At 67.8% G+C, this 20,815-nt stretch carries 22 protein-coding genes and 1 tRNA gene; 13 read left to right on the top strand and 10 right to left on the bottom strand.

Going from position 1 to position 20,815, the window contains the following annotated elements; all coding sequences use genetic code 11:
- Positions 1 to 16: 16 nt before the first annotated feature.
- On the bottom strand, positions 17 to 202 hold the full coding sequence (locus ACP699_RS11725; RefSeq protein ID WP_127481389.1) for a hypothetical protein: 186 nt from the start codon (positions 200 to 202) through the stop codon (positions 17 to 19).
- Between the two features lie 128 nt (positions 203 to 330).
- Entirely contained in the window at positions 331 to 2,442 is a 2,112-nt protein-coding gene (locus tag ACP699_RS11720) for an MMPL family transporter (RefSeq protein WP_426171254.1), read from the bottom strand.
- A gap of 79 nt (positions 2,443 to 2,521) precedes the next feature.
- On the opposite strand from ACP699_RS11720, the gene ACP699_RS11715 reads away from it, so the two are divergent.
- Complete coding sequence (locus ACP699_RS11715) at positions 2,522 to 3,019, top strand: MarR family winged helix-turn-helix transcriptional regulator (protein WP_157559440.1); 498 nt, start codon at positions 2,522 to 2,524, stop codon at positions 3,017 to 3,019.
- Between the two features lie 91 nt (positions 3,020 to 3,110).
- Here ACP699_RS11715 and ACP699_RS11710 read toward each other — a convergent pair.
- Positions 3,111 to 3,193, bottom strand: a tRNA-Leu gene (locus tag ACP699_RS11710).
- 144 nt (positions 3,194 to 3,337) lie between these two features.
- Here ACP699_RS11710 and ACP699_RS11705 point away from each other — a divergent pair.
- The 7 genes from ACP699_RS11705 to pknB are packed head-to-tail and all read left to right on the top strand — an operon-like array spanning position 3,338 to position 12,189.
- A complete protein-coding gene (locus ACP699_RS11705; protein ID WP_055875496.1) occupies positions 3,338 to 4,063 on the top strand; it encodes an FhaA domain-containing protein in 726 nt (241 codons plus the stop codon).
- Positions 4,060 to 4,578 (top strand): FHA domain-containing protein FhaB/FipA, encoded by a 519-nt coding sequence (locus tag ACP699_RS11700; RefSeq protein ID WP_055875493.1) that lies wholly within the window; start codon positions 4,060 to 4,062, stop codon positions 4,576 to 4,578. Before ACP699_RS11705 ends, ACP699_RS11700 begins: the two co-directional genes overlap by 4 nt.
- Positions 4,579 to 4,585: 7 nt before the next feature.
- Positions 4,586 to 5,887 (top strand): PP2C family protein-serine/threonine phosphatase, encoded by a 1,302-nt coding sequence (locus ACP699_RS11695; RefSeq protein ID WP_017829948.1) that lies wholly within the window; start codon positions 4,586 to 4,588, stop codon positions 5,885 to 5,887.
- A complete protein-coding gene (locus tag ACP699_RS11690; RefSeq protein ID WP_017829947.1) occupies positions 5,884 to 7,269 on the top strand; it encodes an FtsW/RodA/SpoVE family cell cycle protein in 1,386 nt (461 codons plus the stop codon). The genes ACP699_RS11695 and ACP699_RS11690 overlap by 4 nt, the downstream gene beginning before the upstream one ends.
- A gap of 1 nt (position 7,270) precedes the next feature.
- Positions 7,271 to 8,725 carry a peptidoglycan D,D-transpeptidase FtsI family protein gene (locus ACP699_RS11685; RefSeq protein ID WP_055871591.1) on the top strand — a complete coding sequence of 485 codons (1,455 nt, stop codon included), beginning with the start codon at positions 7,271 to 7,273 and terminating at the stop codon, positions 8,723 to 8,725.
- Positions 8,722 to 10,455 (top strand): protein kinase domain-containing protein, encoded by a 1,734-nt coding sequence (locus tag ACP699_RS11680; RefSeq protein WP_235563315.1) that lies wholly within the window; start codon positions 8,722 to 8,724, stop codon positions 10,453 to 10,455. Before ACP699_RS11685 ends, ACP699_RS11680 begins: the two co-directional genes overlap by 4 nt.
- Positions 10,456 to 10,500: 45 nt before the next feature.
- Positions 10,501 to 12,189 carry a Stk1 family PASTA domain-containing Ser/Thr kinase gene (pknB, locus tag ACP699_RS11675; RefSeq protein ID WP_426171249.1) on the top strand — a complete coding sequence of 563 codons (1,689 nt, stop codon included), beginning with the start codon at positions 10,501 to 10,503 and terminating at the stop codon, positions 12,187 to 12,189.
- 30 nt (positions 12,190 to 12,219) lie between these two features.
- Here the strand turns inward: pknB and ACP699_RS11670 are convergent, their stop codons facing one another.
- From ACP699_RS11670 to ACP699_RS11660, 3 genes are read right to left on the bottom strand one after another with little or no spacing between them, the layout of a single operon-like run.
- Positions 12,220 to 12,852 (bottom strand): anthranilate synthase component II, encoded by a 633-nt coding sequence (locus ACP699_RS11670; protein WP_426171247.1) that lies wholly within the window; start codon positions 12,850 to 12,852, stop codon positions 12,220 to 12,222.
- A complete protein-coding gene (locus ACP699_RS11665) occupies positions 12,849 to 13,004 on the bottom strand; it encodes a hypothetical protein (RefSeq protein WP_017829942.1) in 156 nt (51 codons plus the stop codon). The genes ACP699_RS11670 and ACP699_RS11665 overlap by 4 nt, the downstream gene beginning before the upstream one ends.
- 28 nt (positions 13,005 to 13,032) lie before the next feature.
- Positions 13,033 to 13,827, bottom strand: coding sequence for a class E sortase (locus ACP699_RS11660; RefSeq protein WP_426171244.1), 795 nt, complete (start codon positions 13,825 to 13,827; stop codon positions 13,033 to 13,035).
- A 103-nt stretch (positions 13,828 to 13,930) separates the two neighbouring features.
- Between ACP699_RS11660 and ACP699_RS11655 the strand changes: the two genes are divergently transcribed.
- Positions 13,931 to 14,170: a cell division protein CrgA gene (locus tag ACP699_RS11655; protein ID WP_017829940.1), complete on the top strand. Its 240-nt coding sequence runs from the start codon at positions 13,931 to 13,933 to the stop codon at positions 14,168 to 14,170.
- A gap of 151 nt (positions 14,171 to 14,321) precedes the next feature.
- Here the strand turns inward: ACP699_RS11655 and ACP699_RS11650 are convergent, their stop codons facing one another.
- Positions 14,322 to 15,218: a rhomboid family intramembrane serine protease gene (locus tag ACP699_RS11650; RefSeq protein WP_426171242.1), complete on the bottom strand. Its 897-nt coding sequence runs from the start codon at positions 15,216 to 15,218 to the stop codon at positions 14,322 to 14,324.
- 21 nt (positions 15,219 to 15,239) lie between these two features.
- The gene (locus ACP699_RS11645) at positions 15,240 to 15,797 is read right to left on the bottom strand and encodes a peptidylprolyl isomerase (protein WP_426171240.1); all 558 of its coding nucleotides are present in this window, start codon (positions 15,795 to 15,797) and stop codon (positions 15,240 to 15,242) included.
- Positions 15,798 to 15,944: 147 nt separating this feature from the next.
- On the opposite strand from ACP699_RS11645, the gene ACP699_RS11640 reads away from it, so the two are divergent.
- Both ACP699_RS11640 and ACP699_RS11635 read left to right on the top strand, forming a co-directional pair.
- Positions 15,945 to 16,445, top strand: a complete 501-nt coding sequence (locus ACP699_RS11640; protein ID WP_055871970.1) for a hypothetical protein — start codon at positions 15,945 to 15,947, stop codon at positions 16,443 to 16,445.
- 56 nt (positions 16,446 to 16,501) lie between these two features.
- Positions 16,502 to 16,957: an aminoacyl-tRNA deacylase gene (locus ACP699_RS11635; RefSeq protein WP_426171238.1), complete on the top strand. Its 456-nt coding sequence runs from the start codon at positions 16,502 to 16,504 to the stop codon at positions 16,955 to 16,957.
- A 49-nt stretch (positions 16,958 to 17,006) separates the two neighbouring features.
- On the opposite strand, the gene ACP699_RS11630 is transcribed toward ACP699_RS11635, so the two are convergent.
- Together ACP699_RS11630 and ACP699_RS11625 are read right to left on the bottom strand one after the other, a co-directional pair.
- Complete coding sequence (locus ACP699_RS11630) at positions 17,007 to 17,429, bottom strand: NUDIX hydrolase (protein WP_055871579.1); 423 nt, start codon at positions 17,427 to 17,429, stop codon at positions 17,007 to 17,009.
- 44 nt (positions 17,430 to 17,473) lie between these two features.
- Positions 17,474 to 19,069 (bottom strand): amidohydrolase, encoded by a 1,596-nt coding sequence (locus ACP699_RS11625; RefSeq protein WP_426171235.1) that lies wholly within the window; start codon positions 19,067 to 19,069, stop codon positions 17,474 to 17,476.
- A gap of 120 nt (positions 19,070 to 19,189) precedes the next feature.
- Here ACP699_RS11625 and ACP699_RS11620 point away from each other — a divergent pair, with 120 nt between their 5' ends.
- Both ACP699_RS11620 and ACP699_RS11615 read left to right on the top strand, forming a co-directional pair.
- Positions 19,190 to 19,636 carry a DUF1801 domain-containing protein gene (locus tag ACP699_RS11620; protein WP_055871574.1) on the top strand — a complete coding sequence of 149 codons (447 nt, stop codon included), beginning with the start codon at positions 19,190 to 19,192 and terminating at the stop codon, positions 19,634 to 19,636.
- Between the two features lie 20 nt (positions 19,637 to 19,656).
- The gene (locus tag ACP699_RS11615) at positions 19,657 to 20,775 is read left to right on the top strand and encodes a M24 family metallopeptidase (RefSeq protein ID WP_426171233.1); all 1,119 of its coding nucleotides are present in this window, start codon (positions 19,657 to 19,659) and stop codon (positions 20,773 to 20,775) included.
- The last annotated feature ends 40 nt before the right edge of the window (positions 20,776 to 20,815 follow it).

Here is a 20,815-nt window from a genome sequence, read left to right as displayed (position 1 = left end):
CATATTACTAGGCGGCTTACGAAATCCCGGACCGCGCCTCTTCCGGCGAGTTCCCGACCGTCTCGGCATCGAACGATCCGACACCCGCAGGGGAGGTTTCGGAAGGGGCGGGGGAAGCACAGGCGGCGAGCGCGAGCGCCGAGGTGCTGAGACCGACGGCGGCGAGCGCGAGCGAATCGAGGGCTGGGGTGCGTGAGGTCACGGGACGCCTTCTCTAGGGGAGGGGACCCTCCCATCGTCGCCGGGCCGACTGCTCGACGCATCGGTCTGAGGGAGGGGCGTCGTCGTACCGCAGGCGGATGTTCCACCACCGCGCATGGGCGTCCCCCGTCAACGGGAGAGCGCGTGGGGCTGTTCAGGCGCGAGTGCGTCGGCGCCCTGTCGGGCGGCCTCGGCATCGGTCAGAGCGGGTCGGCGGGGCCACCAGAACCTGTCCCGAGTGATGAACGCGAGTGCAGGAACGATGACCGTTCGCACGAGGAGTGTGTCGATGAGCACGCCGATGCAGACGATGACGCCGATCTGCGTCAGCGTGATGAGGGGGAGAACGCCCAGGACGGCGAACACCGCGGCGAGGAGGATGCCGGCGCTGGTGATCACGGCGCCCGTCGCGGCGAGAGCACGAATCATGCCCTGGCTGGTGCCGAGTCGGGCGGCCTCCTCTTTCGCACGGGTGACGAGGAAGATGCTGTAGTCGACACCGAGCGCGACGAGGAACAGAAAGCTGAACAGCAGCACGTTCGTATCGATGGCGGGGAATCCGAAGAGTGGCGACTGGAACAACCACCAGCTCACCCCGATCGCCGAGAAGAAGCTGGCGACGACGGCGATCAGGAGTAGCAGCGGCGCGACGAAGGCCCGAAGAAGGAGCACGAGCACGACGAAGACCAACGCGAGGATGAGGGGGATGAGGAGAGCCTGATCCCGGGCCTGGGCTTCGGCGACATCGAGCGCCTGCGAGTCGAGCCCTCCGACGAGCCCTTCGCCCGATCCGACGTCGTCGAGCGCTTCGCGCATGCGTTCGACGGTGGCGAAAGCCGCGTCGGTCTCGGCGCTGGCGTCGAGGGTGACATCGATCCGCGCGAACTCATCCGTCGCCTCTCCCGGCCTCGCCGCGTCGACACCGTCGAGATCCGCGAGAGCGGTGGTCGCCGCCTCGGCGTCCTCGACAGGAACGACGACGATGGCGGGGGAGGTGGTTCCAGCGGAGAACGCCTCGGCGAGGACCTCCTGGCCCTGCACCGCTTCGGGCTTCTGCAGGAAGCGGTCATTCTGGGAGAGTCCGGTCTGCACGAACAGCAACCCGCTGGCCATCGCGCCGAGAACGACGAACCCGACCGTCGCCACCACGACCGGACGCTTCGACACTCCGCGACCGAGCTTCCCCCAGACGCTGCGGGAGATCGCGTCGGGCGACTGGAACCGCGGGATGTAGGGCCAGAACAGGCCGCGGCCGAAGAGCACGAGAGCAGCGGGCAGCACGAAGAGCGCGAAGAACATCGCGACGACGATGCCGACGGCGCAGGCCAGCCCCAGCGCACGGTTGCCCGCGATCTCGGCGAGGAGCAAGGTGAGCAGTGCCAGTGCGACCGTCGAGCCGCTGGCGATGATGGCGGGACCGGCTCCGCGAAGGGCCCGCTGCATAGCCTCTCTGCGACTCTCATGCAGACGCAGTTCGTCACGGTAGCGGGCGATCAGGAGGAGCGCATAGTTCGTCCCTGCGCCGAAGACGAGCACAGAGAGAATGCCCGTGATCGACGCATCGAGCTGGATGCCGACGGCGCTGGCAACCTGTCGTGCGACGATCCCCGCGAGTGCGTCGGCCAGGCCGATGACGACGAGGGGGACGATCCACAGCCATGGACTGCGGTAGGTAATGAGCAGCAGAACGGCGACGACGATGACGGTGGTGAGGAGAAGGGTGAAGTCCGCCCCGTCGAACACGGCGGCGATGTCGACCTCGAAGCCTTCAGCGCCCGTGAGATAGACGCGAACTCCCTCCAGATCCGCCGCGGCGATGTCGCGGATCTCCTGCGCGCGCGCAGTCTGCTCCGCGACGTCGGGCTCCGGCTCGAGAGGCACCACCACGAGGGCGACCGTTCCGTCGTCGGAGACCTGAGCGGGCGGTACGGCGCCGTCGAGGGCGAGCGCGGCAAGATCGCCGAATGCCTTCTGATCGATGAGGGAGAGCGTTTTCTCGTCGAGCACGCCGTCTTCGGAGGCGAAGACCAGCAGCGCCGAGGTCGCGTCGGGGCTGGGGAACTCTTCGAGCAACTGATCGACCTTGACGGATTCGGCGGAAGAGGGCAGACCGACCGACGGGGCTGTCTCGGACTCCTCGCTGCCGGCGAGGGCGAACAGCGCGGTTGCGGCGAGCGCCGTGATCACGAGAATGATCCACGATGTCTTCGCCGACGTCAGGAACCGTGTGAGTACGCCCATGAAAAGTCCCAACCTTGGATAGTAGTTCGATCATCAAACTATATGACTATCGAAAGATAGTAGCGATATCGTGGAGGTCATGCAATCGAGCGGGGTGCCACCTTTCGACGCCGACGGGGCGGACTTCATCCCTGCCCGTCCGGCGACGGCCCTGCTTCGGGACTTCATCGAACTCAGCGAACTCTTCGAGTCCTCCCTCGCGGATGAACTCGGGGTCAACCCCACCGATCTGCAGGTGATGGAGCACCTGCTCATGAGCGGTCCTCTGGCGCCGACCGAGCTCGCGCGGAGAGTGGGGCTCTCTGCGGGCGCGACCACCACGTCCGTCGACCGCCTCGTCGCGCTCGATCACGTCTCCCGAGAACCCCACCCGAACGACCGCCGAGGAATCCTCGTAGCTCCGCGGCGCGCGTCGCGTGACAAGGCGATGGGTCGCCTGATCCCCATGATCATGGGGATCGACGCCGAACTGGACGCCTTCACGCCGGCCGAACAAGACGTGATCACCCGCTACCTGCGGCAGGTCAGCGAGTCTCTGCGGCGGCACGCCCGTTCGGGATCATCGGACTCCGAATGAAGGGCGCCGAAGCCGCAGGGTGGCCCCGATCGATCGGCGTTTCCGGAAAAGCGAAGGGCCCGATCCATGGACCGGGCCCTTCATCTCGCTGTGCGCGAGGGGGGACTTGAACCCCCACGTCCTTACGGACACTGGCACCTGAAGCCAGCGCGTCTACCATTCCGCCACTCGCGCGAGTGTCTCGTTCCGAAGAACTCAACTTCCCAAAGATATCATGCGTTTTCGGCCTCGTTGCACATGCCTGGAGGGCCATCGGCGGCGTTCCCCCAGGACACCTGGCTACGATGTGTCTACCAGTCGGCATGCCAGAGGAGCCCAGTGGGACTACTTGACAGCTTTGAGAAGGGTCTCGAACGCGCAGTTAACAGCGCGTTCGCCAAGACCTTCCGTAGCGGCATCCAGCCTGTGGAGATCGCTTCGGCGCTGCGGCGTGAAGCCGACACGAAGGCCGCGGTCGTGAGCCGCGATCGCATCATCGCGCCCAACAGCTTCGTGGTGCGTCTGAGCGCCGACGATGCGGAGCGGATGCGCGGGCTCGGCGGCGCCCTTACGGACGAGCTGCACGCTCTTCTCACCACGCACGCCACGTCGCAGGGCTACAGCTTCGCGGGCCCGCTCTCGATCAGCCTCGAAGCCGACGAGAAGGTCGCCACCGGCACGGTGCGCGTGAGCTCGGGCACCGTCGAGGGCCGCGTCAGCTGGCAGGCCGTGGTCGACGTCGACGGTCGTCGCCACTCCATCTCCCGCGCCCGCACCGTGATCGGTCGAGGCTCGGATGCCGACATCACGATCGCTGACGCGGGGTCGAGCCGCAAGCACGTCGAGATCCTGTGGGACGGCGAGCGCGCCATGATGCGCGACCTCGGTTCCACCAACGGCACGAAGGTCAACGGGCAGAAGCTGCGCGAAGCCGCCCTCCCGACAGACACGACGATCACGATCGGACGCACCGACCTGGTGTTCCGCATCGTCCCCGTGGCCGCACCCTCGCGTCCTGCGACCAGAGGCGACGACGCCACCCGAGCGTTCGGAGCCCTCGGTTGAGTGAACTGATCCTTCTTCTCCTGCGCATCGGGTTCCTCCTCCTGATGTGGTTCTTCGTGTTCGGTGTCGTGTACTCGCTGCGCGCCGACCTCTTCGGTGTGCGAGTGCGCAAGCTCCCCGTCGAGGCGACGGCAGGGGCACCTGCGGCGGCGGGTGCGCCCGCGGCCCCCGTTTCGAAGCCGGCATCCGCCCGCCCGTCGACCGGACCGGCGACGGTCGCGACCGCCAAGCGCCTCGTGATCACCTCAGGCCCCAAGGCGGGCCTCGAGCTGCCGCTCAGCGCCGACTCCCTCACGATCGGCCGCTCCAGTGAGTCCGCTCTCGTGATCCGTGACGACTACACGTCCAGTCACCACGCGCGCCTGATGCTGCGCGGCGACAGCTGGGCGATCCAGGACCTCGACTCCACCAACGGCACCTTCGTCGCGGGCCAGCGCGTCTCCGGCTCGCCCGTCGCCCTCTCGCTCGGCACGCCCATCAAGGTGGGCGCCACGACCTTCGAGCTGCGAGCCTGACGCCGGCATGGTCTTCGAAGGCTCGAGCGTCGCGATCTCCCACACCGGGAAGGTCCGCTCCAACAACCAGGATTCCGGTTACTCCGGAGCGAACCTCTTCGTCGTCGCCGACGGCATGGGCGGCCACGCCGGTGGTGACGTCGCCTCGAGCATCGCGATCCAGCGTCTGGAGCCCCTCGACCAGCCGTATGCGTCGACGGAAGACGCGCAAGCCTCACTGCAGGCCGCGGCCACCACGGCAGCGGGCGACCTCATTCGTGCCGCGAAGGATCGACCGGAGCTCGCCGGTCTCGGAACCACCGTCAGCGCGATCATCATGGTCGACGAGTACGCGGTCATCGGCCACATCGGCGACTCGCGCATCTACCTCTACCGCGACGACGCCCTGACGCAGATCACCGCCGACCACACCTTCGTGCAGCGCCTGGTCGACTCGGGCCGCATCACCCCGGAAGAGGCGCGCTACCACCCCCGCCGCTCCGTGCTCATGCGCGTGCTCAGCGACATGGACTCCGACCCCGAGCTCGACATGTTCGTCATGCACACGCAACCCGGCGACCGCTGGCTGCTCTGCTCCGACGGACTCTCCGGCGTGGTCGATGAACCCCACATCCTCAAGGCCATGCAGCTCGGCCTCGCTCCGGGACGCACCGCCGACAACCTCCTCAAGCAGGCGCTCGACGGCGGAGCGCCCGACAACGTCACGATCGTCCTGGTCGACGTCGGCGGTCAGCACCCGATCCACTCGGGCACGCCCACGATCGTGGGCTCGGCCTCGAACCCCGACGGCGTGTACGTACCCCCGGTGCGCCCTCCCCGCGGCAACTGGCTGCACCCGGTGCGCCAGGCCGCGAACGAGCCGAGCCACTTCGAGCCGGCCCCCGAGTACCTCGAGGAGCTCATCGAAGAGGATCGTCGTCGTGCCAAGCGCCGTCGACTCGGTTGGATCGCCGGTGCTCTCGTGGTGATCGCGATGCTGGGAGTGACCGCCTTCGCCGCGTACAGCTGGACCCAGACGCGCTACTTCATCGGCGCCGACGAGGACAGCGTGGTGATCTTCCAGGGCGTGCAGCAGAACATCGGACCGATCACGCTGTCGACCCCGATCCAGGACACCGACATCCTCCTCGCGAACCTGCCGCCGTACCAGCGGGCATCGGTCGAGCGCACCATCACCGCGCGCTCACTCTCCGACGCGATGGCGATCGTGGACCGGCTCAAAGCGGGTGCCGACGCGAACACGATCGAGACCCCGCTGCCCACGCCCATGCCGACACCTGTCGACACCCCCGAAGGCGGTGAGGGATGAGCACCGACGTCGCGGCCGACACCAGTGTCATCAAGGCCCTCAAACGCATCCGGATGCCGCAGAACCAGCGCAACCGCGAGTTCTGGCTACTGCTGTTCGCGTGCGCGATCAGCGGCGCCGCCCTGACGCTCGTGCAGCTGGGCGCACTCGGCGTGATCGACCCGATGATCCTGGCGATCGGTGGCGGCCTCGCCGCTCTCGCCTTCGCCCTGCACATCGTGCTGCGCTTCGTCGCGTCCGACGCCGACCCGTTCGTCGTGCCCATCGCGACCCTGCTCACCGGCCTCGGCATCGCGATGATCTATCGGATCGACATCGCCTTCAAGAACACCGGCTGGAACGCCTACTCGACCAAGCAGCTCGCGTGGACCGCGATCTCGCTCGCGGGTGCGATCGCGGTGGTCATCCTGCTGCGCAACTACCGCATCCTGTTCCGGTACACCTACATCTTCGGCCTCGCCGGAATCCTGCTCCTGCTGCTGCCGTTCGTGCCCGGCCTGCGCATCCCGGACGCGAACGCGGCGGTCTGGGTGTCGCTCGGCGGTGCGTTCGCCTTCCAGCCGGGTGAGCTCGCAAAGATCTGCCTGGCCATCTTCTTCGCCGGCTATCTGGTGCGCACCCGCGAGAGCCTGACCTCCGTCGGCAAGCGCGTGATGGGCATCACCTGGCCCCGCATGCGCGAGCTCGGCCCCGTGCTCGTCGTCTGGCTCATCTCGCTGGGGATCATCGTGTTCCAGCGCGACCTCGGCACGGGAACGCTGATCTTCGGCATGTTCGTCGCGATGCTCTACGTCGCGACGGGCAAGACCAGCTGGGTGCTCATCGGCCTCGCCCTCGTGGTCGCCGGTGTCGCCCTCGCGACGCAGATCCTCAGCTATGTGCAGGGCCGCTTCATCAACTGGCTGTTCCTGTTCGATGCCGATCAGGTCGACCCCGACGGCGCCGGGTACCAGCCCATGCAGGGGCTCTTCGGGCTTGCACGCGGTGGACTCATGGGCACCGGCTGGGGCCAGGGCCGCCCGGAGGTCACGCCTCTGGCGCACAGCGACTACATCATCACCAGCCTCGGCGAAGAGCTCGGACTGATCGGACTGTTCGCGATCCTCTGCCTGTACATGGTGTTCGTCAGCCGCGGCATGCGCATCGGCCTCGCGGGACAGGACGACTTCGGCAAGCTGCTGGCCACCGGGCTCTCGTTCACGATCGCGCTGCAGGTGTTCATCATGGTCGGCGGTGTCACGCGCCTCATCCCGCTGACCGGTCTGACCACACCGTTCCTCGCGGCGGGCGGCTCCTCCCTCGTGGCCAACTGGCTCATCGTGGCGCTGCTGCTGCGCATCTCCGACGGGGTGCGCCGTCAGCCCCGGGTGGTGATCGGCTGACATGACCAAGGAACTCCGCCGTCTCAGCATCATCATGCTGTTCATGTTCATCGCCCTCTTCGCCGCGACCAGCTGGATCCAGGTCGTCGAGGCGGACGCGCTGGCCCAGAACAGCAACAACAAGCGCACCCGGCTCGACAGCTACGAGATCCAGCGCGGGTCGATCATCGTCGACGGTGTCGCGATCGCCAGCTCGGTGCCCAGCGACGACCGGTACCAGTTCCAGCGCGTCTACACCGATGCCCCGATGTGGGAGCCGGTGACCGGGTACTTCAACCCGGCTCTGGGCTCGAGCACCGGCATCGAGAGGGCCATGAACGCCGAGCTCTCCGGCACCGGCTCGAACGCGTTCCTCGGCGAGGTCGAGCGCATCCTCTCCGGCCAGCCGCAGCGCGGCTACAGCGTGGAACTCTCCCTGAACACCGCGGCGCAGCGGGCTGCCTACGAGGCCCTCGACGGGCTCAAGGGCGCGGTCGTCGCGATGGACCCGAAGACGGGACGCATCCTGGCGATGGTCTCGACCCCGGGTTTCGACGCCAATCTGATGGCGACGCACGACGCGGATGCGGCGAACGCGACGTACGACCAGCTGGTCGCCGATGCGAACAAGCCGCTGTCCAACCGGGCGATCGCGGGCGATCTGAACCCTCCCGGTTCGACGTTCAAGGTCGTCGTCGCGGCCGCTGCCTACGCGACAGGCAACTGGACTCCCGACTCGACGCTGCCGAACCCGATCTCCTACACCCTGCCCGGCTCGACGAACCGCGTCTCCAACGCCTGGGGCGGCACCTGCGGCCCCGGCGAGACGGTCACCATCGCCGAGGCGATCAGGCTCAGCTGCAACATCCCGATGGCCGAGCTCGCCGTGGAGCTCGGCGACGACACCATCCGCGAGATGGCGGACAAGCTCGGGTTCAACCAGACGTTCGACACGCCGTTGACCTCGACGGCCTCGAGCTACCCGCGCGCCCTCGATGACGCCCAGACCGCGCTGACCGGATTCGGCCAGGGCAAGGTCACCGCGACCCCGTTGCAGATGGCCATGGTCTCTGCCGGACTCGCGAACGACGGCGTCGTGATGAACCCGCGCATGGTCGACGCCGTGATCGGGAACGACCTCTCCGTCATCAAGGCGTTCCAGGACAGCGAGTTCGGACGGGCGATGGAGGCCGACGTGGCGAACAACGTGACCGCGGCCATGGTCGCGAGCGTCGCTACGGGCGCGGCCCAGGGTGCAAGAATAGACGGGATCGACGTGGCCGGTAAGACGGGCACCGCAGAGAACGGAAACAGGCCGCATACGTTGTGGTTCACCGGCTTCGCGCCGGCGAACGACCCCGCGGTCGCAGTAGCGGTCGTCGTCGAAGACGGCGGCGGACAGGGACAATCAGGTAGCGGCGACACCATCGCCGCTCCGATTGCGAAGAAGGTCATAGAGGCGGTGCTGGGCAGATGAGGCCGACGCAGGGTGTGTCGTTCGGTGGTCGTTACGAGCTGCAGTCGCGTATCGCGATCGGTGGCATGGGCGAGGTGTGGGAAGCGACGGATCACGTCATCGGACGTACCGTCGCCATCAAGATCCTCAAGGACGAGTACATGGGGGACCCCGGGTTCCTCGAGCGTTTCCGGGCCGAGGCCCGTCACGCCGCTCTCGTCAACCATGAGGGCATCGCCAGCGTGTTCGACTACGGCGAGGAGAACGGCAGCGCCTACCTCGTGATGGAGCTGGTGCCCGGCGAGGCGCTCTCGACCGTGCTCGAGCGCGACGGCGCGCTGAGCGCCGACAAGACGCTCGACATCGTGGCCCAGACGGCTTCCGCTCTGCAGGCGGCTCACGCCGCCGGCCTCGTGCACCGCGACATCAAGCCGGGCAACCTGCTGATCACGCCCGACGGCCGCGTCAAGATCACCGACTTCGGTATCGCCCGCATCGCCGACCAGGTGCCGCTCACCGCGACCGGTCAGGTCATGGGCACCGTGCAGTACCTCTCGCCCGAACAGGCATCAGGACACCCGGCATCGCCCGCGACCGACACCTACTCGCTGGGCATCGTCGCGTACGAGTGCCTGGCAGGCAAGCGTCCGTTCACCGGCGAGTCGCAGGTGGCGATCGCGATGGCGCAGATCAACGAGCAGCCGCCGCCCCTGCCTCCCACCGTTCCGATCCCGGTGCAGAACCTGGTCATGGCCATGATCGCCAAGAAGCCCAGTGACCGTCCGTCGTCATCGGCGACGGTGGCACGCGCGGCCCAGGCCCTGCGTCGCGGAGATCTGAACTCGGCGGCCATCGCCGTTCCCGCCATCGCGACCGGCGGCATCGCCGGCGGCGACGACGCGACCAGGCTTCTGAACGCTTCTGGCGACGACGGCACCACGCGCATCCTCCCCACCACCGCTCAGCTGCCCACCGAGGACGCTGCGGAAGAGGAGAAGAAGAAGAAGCGCAGCCCGTGGACCTGGCCGCTGATCGCCCTGATCGCGTTGCTGGTCATCGTGCTCGGCGGAACGGTGTGGGCGATGCTGGCGAACCAGGGCAACGGCGACGACAAGCCCTCGGCCTCGCCCAGCGCGTCGGCATCCCGCACCCCGACGCCGACGCCGACTCCGACACCCGAGGTGACCCGCGTCGATGTGACCGCGCTGAACCTGAACGGCAAGGACTGCGGGGCGGCCACCGCCACGCTGACCGAAGCCGGCTTCAACAGCGAGATCACCTGCGTCGACGGCGACCCGGCGCCCACCGATGCCGAGGTCGGCACGGTGTACCGCGTCGCGCCTTCCGGCAACGTCGAGACCACCCAGCCGATCACCCTGACGGTCTACGCCGCTCGCGCCGGTCTGCCGACGCCGAGCGATGCCCCGACCATCACCGGTGACCCCGTCGCCGGCTCCACGGTGACGATCTCCTGGGGTACCGGCTTCACCTGCCCCAGCGGCACGACCCTCTCCGGCTACGTCGTCTCGGTGCAGAACGGCTCGTTCGTTTCGGGCGGACCGAACTTCCAGCCGACCCAGCGCAACACGCAGGTGAAGATCGCCGACGCCGAGGGCCAGCAGCTCATCGTCACCTACCAGGGCATGTGCTCCGGTGGCGACCAGCGCACCTCGGCCGCCTCTCCGCCGCTCTCGGTCACGATCACCGCGGCAGCGAATCCCGGCGATGGGGACACCGGCACCGACGGGTAACCTGTAGTTCAGTTTCAGCAAGAGTAGTTTCCAGGGGGGTCATCCGTGTCCACAGAGCCACGAGTCATCGCGGGCCGGTACCGCGTCGACGAGCTCATCGGGCATGGCGGAATGGCGAAGGTGTACCGCGGGTACGACCTGACGCTCGGGCGCGAGGTCGCGATCAAAGTCCTCGACCCCGAACTGGCGCGTGACACCGCCTTCCGCAACCGATTCCGGCTCGAGGCGCAGGCGGCCTCGCGTATGTCGCATCCGTCGATCGTCCGCGTCTTCGACGCCGGCGACCCGTCGACGAGTGAGATCGGCTCCGACGAGCCGCCGTACATCGTCATGGAGCTCGTCAAGGGCACCCTGCTCAAGGACATCATCTCCGCCGGCCCCGTGCCGGTGGCCGACGCGGTGCGTTACGTCGACGGCATCCTCGAGGCGCTCGACTACTCGCATCGCGCCGGTGTCGTGCACCGCGACATCAAGCCGGGCAACGTGATGGTGACCGACAAGGGTCAGGTCAAGGTGATGGACTTCGGGATCGCCCGAGCCGTCTCCGACTCGTCGTCGACCGTGGCGGAGACCACCCAGATCATCGGGACCGCCGCCTACTTCTCGCCGGAGCAGGCGAAGGGCGAGCCCGTCGACGCTCGAGCCGACCTCTACTCCACCGGTGTCGTCCTGTACGAGTTACTGACGGGCCGCCAGCCCTTCCGGGGCGAGTCACCGGTGGCCGTCGCCTACCAGCACGTCAGCGAGACCCCCGTTCCTCCGACCGAGGTGAACGAGGAAGCTCCCCGCACCCTCGACCCGATCGTGCTCCGCGCGCTCGCGAAGGACCCGTACCAGCGATACCCGGATGCCGCGCACTTCCGCGCGGCCTTGGATTCCGCCATGACGGGAAACGCTCCGACCCGCAAGGAACTCGGAGCGCTGACCAGCGAGCTCTACGGCGCGAGCCCGCGGCAGGCGCAGGAGACCGCGCGGTCGCTGCGTCAGCTCAGCACCGACACGACCATGACCAGAACCCAGTCCGGTCCGCCGGTCGCGTGGATCTGGGCGGGCGTGGCTCTGCTCGCCGTGCTGCTGGCCTCCGTGCTGTTCTGGGTCGTCACGATCAGCATGCGGCCCCCTGAGGTGTCGAGCAGCTCACGGATCATCCCGAACCTCGTCAACGTCTCCTCGGAACGCGCGCAGGACGACCTCGCAGGGCTCGACCTCTCGTCGAAGATCGTGATCGAGACGAGCTCCGAGGTCTCCGAAGGCAACGTGATCCGCACCGACCCCGAAGCGGGCGTCTCGGTGGAGGAGGGATCCACGGTCACGTTGTACGTCTCCGCGGGCGAAGAGACCGTGGTCATGCCCAAGATCGAGGGCATGGCGCTCGGCGACGCCACGAACGCGCTGAAGGCGGCGGGGCTCGAGCTCGGCACGGTCATCCAACGCAACGACAAGGCCCTGGCGGCGAACACCGTCATCTCCGCCAGTGAGAAGGCCGAGACCGAACTGGATCCGGGAACCGTCATCAACCTGGTCGTGGCCAGCGGCAAGGTGACGCTGACCGACCTCGTCGGCTGGACCGTCGATGCCGCCACGACCAACCTCGGCGATCTCGGTCTGGTCGCCGTGCCGGCCGAGACGGCGGAGTGCCCGGCCACACAGCCGGCGACCGTCCACTCGATGTCGGTGGCTCCGGGTGACGTTCCCGTCGGCTCGTCGGTGCAGATCTTCTTCTGCACCGGATAGCGGTCGCAGGTCGGGGAGCCGACCCCGCCGTCACCTCGACAGCGGGTGCAGGTCCTCTGCGCGCGCCACGGCATTCTCGTCCCCGCACAGCTCCAGCCAGTTCGCCAGAAGCCGGTAGCCTCCCTCGGTGAGCACGCTCTCCGGATGGAACTGCACACCCCACAGCGGCAGGTAACGATGCGCCAGTGCCATCACCGTGCCGTTCTCGGTCCAGGCGGTCACGATGACATCGGAGGGCAGGTCGGACGCCGCGAGCGCCAGCGAGTGATAGCGACCCGCGTCGAACGGAGAGGGGATGCCGTCGAACAGCGGGGAACTGTCGTGCGTGACCGCCGACACCATGCCGTGCATGAGCTCCGGCGCGGCGATCACCGGTGCCCCGAAGGCCTCACCGATCGTCTGATGCCCGAGGCACACACCGAGGGTCGGTATGCGCAGCCGCGTGGCGATGCGCACCGCGTCGAGCGAGGCGCCGGCGTCGGCCGGGGTGCCCGGCCCGGGTGAGAGCATCACCGCGTCGTATGCGGGGAGCATGTGCTCGAGCTGTGCGGCGTCGGTGGCGTCGGACTCGATCATCACGGTCTCGGCGCCGAGCTCGCTCAGGTATCCAACCAGGGTGTGCACGAAGCTGTCGTGGTTGTCGACCACGAGCACTCGCGTCATTCGACGTCGACCTCGCCCGGAGCGATGATCGGGCTCACCCAGGGGAAGACGTACCAGAACAGTCCGTAGAGCACGGCGGCGATGACGACCACGAGGATGAGCACACGCAGCCACCACGGACCGGGCAGCAGGCGCCAGATTGCGGCGTACATCAGTCTTCTCCCTTGTCGACGTCCACGATCACACCGATGGTGCGGCCGGCGGGGGCGGCGGGTCGGTCAGAGCGGTCGGCGGGCCCTCAGCGCGCGGCTGGAAGCTCTCGAAGACCCCGTAGGCGACGATGCGCTCGGCGAGGGAGTAGAGCGGGGAGCAGGCGGTGAGGGTGATGTACTGCTCTCCGGTCTGCTGCTCCGGCATCTGCGGCACATCAGCGAGCACGTCCGTCTGCGTGGGCTTCACGTATTCGAGGGTGCGGAAGCGGTAGGTGTACCAGCCGTCGGGCGTCTCCACGACGATGGCGTCGCCGAGCTGCAGCTTGTCGAGCTGGTTGAACGGCTTGCCCCAGGTGGTGCGGTGTCCGGCGAGAGAGAAGTTGCCGACCTCGCCGGGCATCTTCGAGTTCGTGTAGACGCCGATGCCCTGCTGATCCAGGGTGCGTGCGCGGCTCGTGCCCCCGAAGATCCCGAAGTTGTAGTCCGCGCCGAATCGCGGGATGTGCATCTGTCCGAACCACTGGGCATCGGCCGGAGCTGCGGGCACCGGCGGGACGTATGTGGTGACACCGTCTTCACCCTCGACGACGGGCGGGAGCTCTGGTGCCTCGGCCTGTGCGAGGGCCTGCGAGACAGCGGCCCCCTCATCGTTCTTCTGGGCGCTGATGATGATGTCGCCGATCCACATCTGCCAGGCCACGAAGAGGAGGACCACCACGCCGGCGGTGAGGAGGAGCTCGCCGAGTATACTCGCGAACGTCGCGCGAGAGCGTGGTCGCTGCCGCCGCGGACGTCGCCCCCCAGGCACGACGGATGCAGTCATGCGGTGATCATATCCGGGAACGCTGGGCGGACGCCGAGGCCTCCCCGTCTGTGCGGGCATATGTGCCTCGGCGGAGGACAGCTCTGATGGGTACAATGACGGAATGGCACGTGACCGCAAGACTGAAGAACCCGCCGTCGAGCGCGCCGAAGGCGAGGCCGCTCCCAACGCCGTGTGGTTCAAGCCGGTGATGATCGGCTTCATGCTGCTGGGCCTCGTGTGGATCCTGGTCTTCTACATCTCGGGCATGCAGTACCCGATCCCGGGTCTGTCGAACTGGAACCTGGCCATCGGCCTCGGCATCGCGCTGATCGGCTTCCTCATGACCACCCGCTGGCGCTGACCCTCCCCCTTCTTCCAGAAAGGCCCTCTCGCGATGCGAGAGGGCCTTTCTCATATCTGGAGCGAAAGTTATCCACAGGTCCATCCACAGCCTGGGGAGAATTACACCGGTGTTATTCACAGGGGTTAACAACCCTGTTAACAACTCGGGATCAGGACAAAAGGATGAGCGGCGGCACGAACGCCACGACGACGATCAACAGGACGACCACCGCGGACAGCAGCACGATCTGCAGGGTGCGCTGTTCTCGGCGCTTCGTCTTGACGTAGATGAAAGCCACCAGGGCGCCGATGAGCACGCCGCCGAGATGCGCCTGCCAGGAGATCCGTCCACCGCCGAAGACCAGGCCGTAGACGAAGTTGATGCCGAGGATCACGAGAAGTCCCGTGACGTTGGCGCCGAGGTGCCGCCCGACGATGAGGAGGGCGGCCATCAGGCCGAAGATCGCGCCGGAGGCGCCGACGGTCGAGGTCAGCGGCGCGAGCACCGCGACCATGACCGAGCCGCCGAGCCCGCTGATGAGGTAGAGGGCGAGGAATCGGACCCTGCCGAGCATGGGCTCGAGGCTCTGCCCGAGCATCCACAACGCGAGCATGTTGAGGGCGAGGTGGATGAAGCCGCCGTGGGCGAAGACGGCGGTCAGCAGTCGCCACGGCTCGAAGGGCAGAGGCGAGAGGTTCGGATACAGATACGGCGACGCGAAGAGCAGCTGACCGGTGATCTGTTCGCCGATACCGGGGATCAGCTGCAGCAGGCCGATGAACGAGGTGACCGCGAGCAGCGCGTAGGTCACGACCGGCTTGCCGCCGCGGGTCATCGCCATGGTGGCGCCGCCGCCGCGCCAGCGTCGTGCCGCCTTCTTCTGCGCGGGAGTGCGGTTCTTGCGATCGGCGCTCATGCACTCCGGGCAGATGACGCCCACGGGCGCCTGTGTCTGGCACTCGGGGCAGATGGTGCGCATGCACCGCTGGCAGAGCACGAAGCTCTGCCGATCCGGATGCCGGTAGCAGAAGTTGTCTCGATTGCTCGTGAACTCAGGCGTGGTCATCCGGATCGGCCGCAGCTGTCGTCAGGCCGCGACGATGTCGATCGACTGCAGCACGACCGGCTCGACGGGGCGGTCGCCCGCACCGGTCTGCACAGCGCCGATCGCGTCGACGACGGCCTTGGAGGCGTCATCGGCGACCTCGCCGAAGATCGTGTGCTTGCCCTGCAGCCACGGGGTCGGGTCGGTCGTGATGAAGAACTGCGACCCGTTGGTGCCCTCGGGCTTGCCCGTGATGGCGTTGCGACGCAGGCCCGCGTTGGCCATCGCGAGGATGTAGGGCTCGTTGAACTTGAGCTCCATGTTGATCTCGTCGTCGAAGTTGTAGCCGGGGCCGCCGACGCCCTGTCCGAGCGGGTCGCCGCCCTGGATCATGAAGTTCGGGATGATGCGGTGGAAGATGACGTCCTTGTAGAGAGGTCCCTCGCCGGGCTTGCCGGTGGCGGGATCGGTCCACTCCTGGGTGCCGTCGGCCAGGCCGACGAAGTTCTTGACCGTCTTCGGGGCGTGGTCACCGAAGAGGTTGATGACGATGTCACCGTGGTTGGTGTGCAGGGTTGCGACATGAGAAGCGTGAGCCATGTCAACATTCTCGCAGAGCTTCCGGTGAGTTGGCCGTGGTGACTACCCCTGTTCGGTCGAAGAAGCAAGGGGCGGGCGATTCCCGCCCGGCTTCCAGCCTCTCGTGGCAAGATGGGGAACCCGTACTCCAATGGACAGGAGAGCATCGTGAGCCTCAGCCGCAAGCGGAAGAAGGAACTGCGTCGTCTTCAGAACGACGCGAACCAGCTCTGGGAGAACCAGCAGGTGCTCGTCGGTCACGCCGCCGATGTCGCCCGTGAGGCCGGCCGTCAGCTCGGCAACCTCAATCGTGAGCAGGTCGTGCCGGTCATCCAGGACACGTACAACCGCCGTGTCGCCCCGGTCGTCGACCGCGGCGTGAAGATCGGCAAGCACGTCGTCGACGACAAGTTCGTGCCGATCGTGGGCGGAGTGGTCGGAACTGCTCTCACCGCGTGGGACGTCGCCAACGCCAAGCGCCACGGCGTCGCCGTGAAGGTGCGCAAGGCGACCGCGCCGCAGAAGTCGGGCCCCGGCCTGGGCTCCATCATCGCGATCATCCTCGGTGCTGCCGCGGCGGTCGGTGTGCTCTACGCCGCATGGCAGACGCTGCGCGCGGACGATGAGCTCTGGGTCGCGGACGACCCGCTCGCCGCACCCGACGCGTGAAGCCGTCTGACCCCGCCTCCGTCGCCTCTGGTGACGGAGGCGATCAGCATGCCCGGGTGAGGGAGGCGGCCGGGGCCCGGGGACTCGAGATCGAGATCCGCGAACGACCCGCCGCCGGCAGCCTCTTCGAGGCAGCAGAACTGCTCGGCATCCCGGCGTCGGGCATCGTGAAGACCCTCGTCGTGAAGCGGTCGGATGACACGTTCCTGTTCGCGCTCGTGCCGGGTGGTCGATCGATCTCCTGGCCCAAGCTGCGTGCTCTGGTCGGTGTGAACAAGCTGCGCCTGCCCGAGCCCGAGTTGGCGCTCGCGGCGACCGGCTACGAACGGGGAACCATCGTCCCGATCGGCAGCACCACGGATTGGCCGATCTACGCCGACGAGTCGATCGTCGGTGAGCGGATCGCCATGGGCGCGGGTGCCCATGGGTACAGCCTGTTCGTCGAGGCGGACGACCTGATCGCCGCGTACGGCGCCATCGTCGCCGACATCTCGGTGCCCGAAGAGCGCTGATCCTCATCGCCGCGTTCGCGGCACGAGCGCAGCACGTCGACAGGGCCGGTCAGAGGATGCCGGCCATCCTCAGCGCGATGTCGACCAGTTTGACGCGCTGCAGCTCCGCGACCGTCTTCAGGGGGAACCACTCGGCCATGTCGGTCGAACCGCCGGTCTCGAACCGGAGCTTGCCACCCGTCACCTCGGCGCGGTACACGATGCGCAGGGTATGCAGCGGATCCGCGGCCTTCTGCACGCGACGACCGGCGGGGATCACCCGGGAATGGATGCCGAGCAGTTCGCCGACCTTGACCGTGTAGCCGGTCTCCTCGCGAAGCTCGCGACGCACCGCGTCCTCCGGCGACTCACCGGCCTCCAGCCCGCCGCCCGGCATCGTCCACGCCACGCGGCGGCCCTCGGTCCAGCGCGCGAGCAGCAACCGCCCGTCGTCATCGGTGACGACCGCGTACGCCGCGACACGCAGGTCCATGGATCACACACTATCCGTCGACGACGATGGGCGATGACAGCGCGTCAGACCACTCGCACACCGGCCACGTACGTGGACTTCACCTGCGTCGCGGCGAGCTCTTCGGAGGACACCGTGACCGGGTCGCGATCCACCACGATGAAGTCCGCGAAGAGGCCGGGGGCGAGGGCACCCACCTCGTGCTCGCTGAAGAGCTGCCAGGCCGCGTTCACCGTGTGCGCGAGGAGCGCCTGATCCCTGGTGACCGGTGTGCCGCCGGGCATGCGATATCCGTTGCGGGTGGTGCGGGTCTCGGCGACTGCCATGTTGCGGAAGGGCTCGTCGGGGGTGACCCACCCGTCGTTGTGGAACGTCACGCGGTGGCCGGCCGCGAACGCGGCGCCGGCATCCGCCCATGCGCCCCCGTGTTCCGGACCGAAGAGGTCATCGACGAGCACCTCGCCCCAGTACGTGATGTGGTCGACGAACAGGCTGACCGTGACTCCCAGAGACGCCGCGCGCTCGAACTGCGCTGGCGTCATGGCGCCGCAGTGCTCCAGCCGGAACCGATGATCGGTGAGTCCGTGCCGCGCGATGATCTGCGCGTAGACGTCGAGGGTCGCATCGATCGCGCGGTCCCCGTGCGCGTGACAGGCCAGCTGCCAGCCCGCGGCGGCATAGGGCTCGGCGATGGCCGAGAGCTCGTCCGAGGTGTAGTTCGCCCGCCCGATGTGGTGGGGCTCGAGTCCGAGCGCACGGGTCGCCGGGGTGTCGAGATAGGGGAAGGACGTGGCGATGTTGCCGACCCACGGAGAGCCGTCCGACCACGTCTTCACGCCCGTCTGGCGGAAGAACGCATCGCCGCCGCCTCGTGAGGAGGGCATCCCACCCGGACGGGACATCTCGTACCACCGCAGGCGCACCGGCATCGCACCCTTCGCGCGCAGGGCGTCGATGAGCGGATCGAGTCCTCGATTCCACGACAGGTCGGACACGGTGGTGATGCCGCGCGCGGCCAGATCGCGCAGGTGCGCAGGAAGGATGCGGGGGAGATGCTCCTGCGCCGTGGCGAGCATCGGGGCGACGACCATCTCGACCGCAGCCGCCTCGAGCGCGACGCCGGTGAGCTCCCCCTCGGCATCACGACCGAACGAGGCGCCGACCGGATCGGGTGTGGTGCGGTCGATGCCCGCAGCGAGCGCGGCGGCGGTGTTGAAGTAGACCGAGTGCCCGGAGTTGTGGATCACGACGAGAGGAACACGGCCGGCGAGGTCGTCGAGGAAGCGGATGTCGGGGTCGGGGAGTCCGCGCTGCAGCAGCGAGTCCCATCCGTTCGCGAAGACAGGTTCCCCGTCGGCCTCCGCGACCGCCGTGCGCAGAGCTGCGAGGACATCCTCGGCCTGGGGCACGACCACGGGGCGGAGGTCGATGACCAGATCGGACAGAAGGATCGCGGCGAACCCGGGATGCCCGTGCGGCTCGATCAGCCCCGGCATGACCCATCCGTCGAGTGCGACCATCTCGGCGTCGGGGTAGGTGCGGCGAATCTCCTCCGCCGAACCCACGGCCACGATCGTGGCGTCGTCGACCGCCATGGCTTCGACTTCGATGTCTGTGCTCGGCGCGAACGGGCGGATGCGGCCGGTGAAGACTGTCGTCATGGCGTCAGTCTGGCACTCGGGTGCGGCGCGGCGAGGGATCGATCAGGAATCGAGAAGCGCATCCGTGTCCTTCCTCCGTAGTGTGAGCACCACACCGGCAGCACATCGAGAGGACCGATCATGGCCGAGAACGAGAAGAACTTCAGCGCCGAGGAACGCGAGGCTATGCAGGCTGCCGCGAAGGAGGCCCGCACACGGCGTTCCCGGGCGAAGAAGTCACCGGAAGAGCTGCGGGCAGCGGGGGAGGCCGACCTCAAGGAGGCCATCGAGAAGCTCACTCCCGAAGACCAGGCTCTGTCGAACAAGCTGCACGCTCTCGTCTCCGAGGTCGCCCCCGAGCTCGTCCCTCGCACGTACTACGGGATGCCGGCGTGGGGTCGCGACGGGAAGGTGCTCTGCTTCTTCCAGCCGGCGAGCAAGTTCAAGGTGCGCTACGGCACCTTCGGCTTCGAGCCGATCTCGAACCTCGACGACGGCACCGTCTGGCCTACCGCGTATGCGGTGACCGATCTCACGGAGGCAGACCTCGCTTTCCTGGCCGAGCGCATCCGTGTCGCGATCAGCTGACGCGCAGTAGCGTGGAGCGCGTGAGCACACTGCCCTTCCCCGCCGCCGTCTACGCCGCCCGCCTCGCCCGTGCCGCCTCCCTCGCCGCCGAGGCCGGGCTCGACGCCATCATCGTGGGACCGGGCCCCGATCTGCAGTATCTGGTCGGCGTCGAGGGCGACACGATCGAGCGACTCACAGCTCTGGTGCTCGGACCCGGCGTCACCCCGACGGTCGTGGTGCCGAGGATGGAGCTGGCGAAGGTGCGCACCACCGCGGTGGGCGAGCTCGGACTCGCCATCGCCGACTGGGTCGATGGTGAAGACCCGTATGCACTGGTCACCGCAGCCGTGGGCACCGCATCGCGGGTGGGTGTCTCCGATGCCCTTCCCGCCCTGCACGTCATCCCGATCGGCGAACGACTGGGCGTGCGCCTCGAGCTCGCGACTCCGGCGCTGCGGGAGGGGCGGATGATCAAGGACGCCGAGGAGATCACGGAACTGCGTCGAGCAGGCGACGCCATCGACGCGGTGCACCGCCGCGTGCACGAGTGGCTGCGGGCAGGACGCACCGAGCGCCAGGTGGCCGCCGACATCGCCGAAGCCATCGTCGCCGAGGGCCACCGCACGGTCGAGTTCGTGATCGTCGGGTCGGGTCCGAACGGCGCCGACCCGCATCATGAGGTCTCGGACCGGGTGATCGAGAACGGCGATGTGGTCGTGGTCGACATCGGCGGCGCGGTGCCGAGCGGCTACAACTCCGACAGCACCAGGATCTACGCCGTCGGCGCCCCCGACCCCGTAGCGGCTGAGCGCATCGCGGTTCTCGTGCGGGCGCAGCAGGCGGCCGTGGATGCCGTGCGTCCAGGAATCACCGCAGCCGAGGTCGATGGCGCAGCGCGAAGCGTGCTCGCCGAGGCGGGACTGGGTGAGGCCTTCCTGCACCGCACGGGGCACGGCATCGGCGTCTCGGTGCATGAGGAGCCCTACATCGCCCCGGGCAACGATCTGGTGCTGCGCGAGGGCATGGCGTTCAGCATCGAGCCCGGCATCTACTTCGCCGGCGAATGGGGTGCCCGCATCGAGGACATCGTCGTGGTCACAGCCGACGGGGGAGAGCGGTTGAACATCGCGCCGCACGAGCTCACCTCGGTGATCTGAGCCTCGCTCGATCAGCCTGAGAGGCCGCCCTCCCCGATCA

The sequence above is a fragment of the Microbacterium sp. DWRC1-3 genome (assembly GCF_049896645.1).
Taxonomy (GTDB): domain Bacteria; phylum Actinomycetota; class Actinomycetes; order Actinomycetales; family Microbacteriaceae; genus Microbacterium; species Microbacterium maritypicum.
The sequence above is the reverse complement of the archived record's forward strand: the minus strand, read 5'-3'. Positions and strand labels throughout refer to the sequence as shown.

What these genes read in the sequence shown, in the direction of transcription:
- ACP699_RS11720 (WP_426171254.1), bottom strand. Translation starts at nt 2,442, where the DNA reads ATGGGCGTACTCACACGGTTCCTGACGTCGGCGAAGACATCGTGGATC.
- ACP699_RS11715 (WP_157559440.1), top strand. Translation starts at nt 2,522, where the DNA reads ATGCAATCGAGCGGGGTGCCACCTTTCGACGCCGACGGGGCGGACTTC.
- ACP699_RS11695 (WP_017829948.1), top strand. Translation starts at nt 4,586, where the DNA reads ATGGTCTTCGAAGGCTCGAGCGTCGCGATCTCCCACACCGGGAAGGTC.
- ACP699_RS11690 (WP_017829947.1), top strand. Translation starts at nt 5,884, where the DNA reads ATGAGCACCGACGTCGCGGCCGACACCAGTGTCATCAAGGCCCTCAAA.
- ACP699_RS11685 (WP_055871591.1), top strand. Translation starts at nt 7,271, where the DNA reads ATGACCAAGGAACTCCGCCGTCTCAGCATCATCATGCTGTTCATGTTC.
- ACP699_RS11680 (WP_235563315.1), top strand. Translation starts at nt 8,722, where the DNA reads ATGAGGCCGACGCAGGGTGTGTCGTTCGGTGGTCGTTACGAGCTGCAG.
- ACP699_RS11670 (WP_426171247.1), bottom strand. Translation starts at nt 12,852, where the DNA reads ATGACGCGAGTGCTCGTGGTCGACAACCACGACAGCTTCGTGCACACC.
- ACP699_RS11665 (WP_017829942.1), bottom strand. Translation starts at nt 13,004, where the DNA reads ATGTACGCCGCAATCTGGCGCCTGCTGCCCGGTCCGTGGTGGCTGCGT.
- ACP699_RS11660 (WP_426171244.1), bottom strand. Translation starts at nt 13,827, where the DNA reads ATGACTGCATCCGTCGTGCCTGGGGGGCGACGTCCGCGGCGGCAGCGA.
- ACP699_RS11655 (WP_017829940.1), top strand. Translation starts at nt 13,931, where the DNA reads ATGGCACGTGACCGCAAGACTGAAGAACCCGCCGTCGAGCGCGCCGAA.
- ACP699_RS11650 (WP_426171242.1), bottom strand. Translation starts at nt 15,218, where the DNA reads ATGACCACGCCTGAGTTCACGAGCAATCGAGACAACTTCTGCTACCGG.
- ACP699_RS11645 (WP_426171240.1), bottom strand. Translation starts at nt 15,797, where the DNA reads ATGGCTCACGCTTCTCATGTCGCAACCCTGCACACCAACCACGGTGAC.
- ACP699_RS11630 (WP_055871579.1), bottom strand. Translation starts at nt 17,429, where the DNA reads ATGGACCTGCGTGTCGCGGCGTACGCGGTCGTCACCGATGACGACGGG.
- ACP699_RS11625 (WP_426171235.1), bottom strand. Translation starts at nt 19,069, where the DNA reads ATGACGACAGTCTTCACCGGCCGCATCCGCCCGTTCGCGCCGAGCACA.
- ACP699_RS11620 (WP_055871574.1), top strand. Translation starts at nt 19,190, where the DNA reads ATGGCCGAGAACGAGAAGAACTTCAGCGCCGAGGAACGCGAGGCTATG.